The 2,640-nt window shown below is 44.3% G+C and carries 3 protein-coding genes; all 3 read left to right on the top strand.

Features of this window, described 5'->3' with window-relative positions; translation table 11 throughout:
- Positions 1–1,494, top strand: a 1,494-nt coding sequence (locus B4K20_RS12735) for a class I tRNA ligase family protein (protein WP_289283156.1), incomplete at its 5' end; no start/stop codon positions are given.
- Between the two features lie 15 nt (positions 1,495–1,509).
- The gene (gene lptE, locus B4K20_RS12740) at positions 1,510–2,007 is read left to right on the top strand and encodes an LPS assembly lipoprotein LptE (RefSeq protein WP_289283157.1); all 498 of its coding nucleotides are present in this window, start codon (positions 1,510–1,512) and stop codon (positions 2,005–2,007) included.
- Positions 2,008–2,010: 3 nt separating this feature from the next.
- On the top strand, positions 2,011–2,640 hold a 630-nt coding region (gene holA / locus B4K20_RS12745), incomplete at its 3' end, for a DNA polymerase III subunit delta (RefSeq protein ID WP_289283158.1).

The raw sequence follows: 2,640 nt of genomic DNA on the forward strand, positions 1-2,640 counted from the left end.
GCGGCTAATTTTGTATTAATGGGGTATGGAACCGGTGCCGTAATGTCGGTACCAGCTCATGACCAGCGTGACTTTGAATTTGCACAAAAATACCAGTTGCCCATCAAACAGGTCATTAAACCGTTAGATGAACAGGATATTGATTTAACAAAAGCCGCCTTCACTGATAAAGGTGAGCTGATTAATTCTAAGCAATTTGATGGATTAAAAGCACAAGAAGCGTTTGATGCTATTGCTGATTTTCTGGTCAGCCAGAATAAAGGTGAACGTCAGGTAAATTACAGACTTCGCGACTGGGGTGTGTCTCGTCAGCGTTATTGGGGGACGCCAATACCAATCATCAACTGCGATGACTGTGGCCCTGTGGCTGTACCAGAGCAGGACTTACCTGTTGTGTTACCTGAAGATGTGACTGTAGATGGTTCAGGTTCACCAATTAAATCCATGCCTGAGTTTTATGAGTGCACTTGCCCTAAATGTGGCAAACCCGCACATCGTGAAACCGATACCTTTGATACTTTCTTTGAATCATCCTGGTATTTTGCACGTTTTGCCTGCCCTGATAATACCGAAGCTATGCTGGATGAAAGGGCGGATTATTGGCTGCCTGTCGATCAATATATTGGTGGTATTGAGCATGCAGTTTTACATTTATTGTATGCACGATTTTTCCATAAACTCATGCGTGACGAAGGCTTAATCTCTGGTGACGAGCCATTTAAAAATCTGTTAACACAGGGCATGGTGCTGAAAGATGGCGCCAAAATGTCAAAATCCAAAGGTAATACCGTCGATCCGCAGGCGCTGATTGATCAGTATGGTGCCGATACTTCACGTCTATTTATGATGTTTGCTGCACCACCAGAAATGTCACTGGAATGGTCTGATAAAGGTGTGGATGGTGCCAACCGCTTCCTCAGACGTTTATGGCGAGCCGTGGCTGAACATGTTGAACAAGGCATTGTTAAGCAAGGTGAATTGTCTGATTTACCAGAAGCCTCGCAGGCCTTACGCCGTCAGACACATCAAACGTTAGCAAAAGTAACGGATGATATTGGTCGTCGTCATACATTTAATACGGCTATTGCCGCCGTTATGGAATTAATGAACAGCTTGACTAAATTAAATGATGATAGTGAACAAGCACGTGCAGTGATGCAGGAAGCTCTGGAGATGGTCGTCTTGATGTTATCGCCCATCACTCCGCACATTTGTCATCATTTATGGCAAACTCTGGGACATGAAGAGGCCATTCTGAACGTGTCTTGGCCATTGGTTGATGAGGCAGCATTGAAGCAAGACAAAATTGATTTAATGGTGCAGGTGAATGGGAAGTTACGCTCGAAAATCTCAGTTGCTGCAGATGCCGAACAAAAGCAGGTAGAGGCCGTAGCATTTGCTGATGAAAATGTTCAGCGTTACACAGAAGGTAAAGAGATTCGTAAGATCATTCTGGTTCCAGGCCGTTTATTGAATATTGTGGTTGCCGGCTAACATAAGGATAAAAAAATGAATCGTGTAATGATGAGTTTGATGACTGGTGTGTTGATGTTGACCTTAACAGCATGCGGTTTTCAATTGCGTGGTGAAGCCAATGTGCCAGAAACACTCAAAACCATCTATATTCAAGGATTGAACATACGACAAGATTCATTCGGCTTGCAATTAAAACGTGCCATGACGCGTAACGGCATTCATGTACTGGATACTTATCGAGAAGGTGCAGCCGTGATGACGGTCGTGGAAAATGTGTTTGATCAGAATGTGTTGTCTGTTGGTTCAGATGCCAAAGTGACAGAGTATGAGTTAGAAACCCGTTTTTCTTTCAAAGTCTCTTCGCCTGACGGTGAACCTATGAGTGATGTGATTACGGTTCAAGCTAGACGCGATTATCAGTTTGACCGTAATCAGCTATTAGCGATGAGTGAACAACAAGCCGTCATCCGAGATGATTTGAATAAACAGATGGTTCAGAATGTGCTGAGACGACTATCAGTAATGAAGTAAACAATGCGGATAAGACTCGAACAGTTAAACACTCATTTATCGGCTTCACTCAACCCTGTTTACCTCTTATTTGGTGAAGAAGCATTACTGATTGAAGAGGCCGCTGATACCATTCGTCAACAGATTCGTCAGGCCGGTGCTAATGAGCGGGAAGTCTGGAATATTGAAGGACGTTTCGACTGGTCTCAGATTAAATGGCAAGAGCAGAGTCTCTCTTTATTTGCCAGCCAGCGACTGATCGAAATTCGCCTGCCATCCGGTAGTCCAGGTAAAGAGGGGGGGGAAGCATTGAGGAAATTTGCTTCCAATCCTCCGCAGGATACGACGCTATTAATCATCAGTGGCAAAATTGATGCGCGCTCACAGAAAGCCAAGTGGTTTACCGAACTGGACAAGTTAGGTGTCACTATTCCTGTCTGGCCAGTTGCCTTAGCTCAACTCCCTCAATGGGTGAGTCAACGCATGCAGGCCAAAGGCTTAAAAAGTGATCCTAAAATCGCTACCTTGATTGCTGAACGCGTAGAGGGCAATTTATTTGCGGCCGCACAAGAAATCGAAAAGTTGTCTTTACTGAGTCTTGATGGGCAGATTGATGAAGCCTTAGTATTAGCCTCCGTAGCTGATAATGCTAAG

Origin of the sequence: Methylophaga sp. UBA5088 (assembly GCF_002414625.1) — a bacterium.
GTDB classification, from domain to species: domain Bacteria; phylum Pseudomonadota; class Gammaproteobacteria; order Nitrosococcales; family Methylophagaceae; genus Methylophaga; species Methylophaga marina.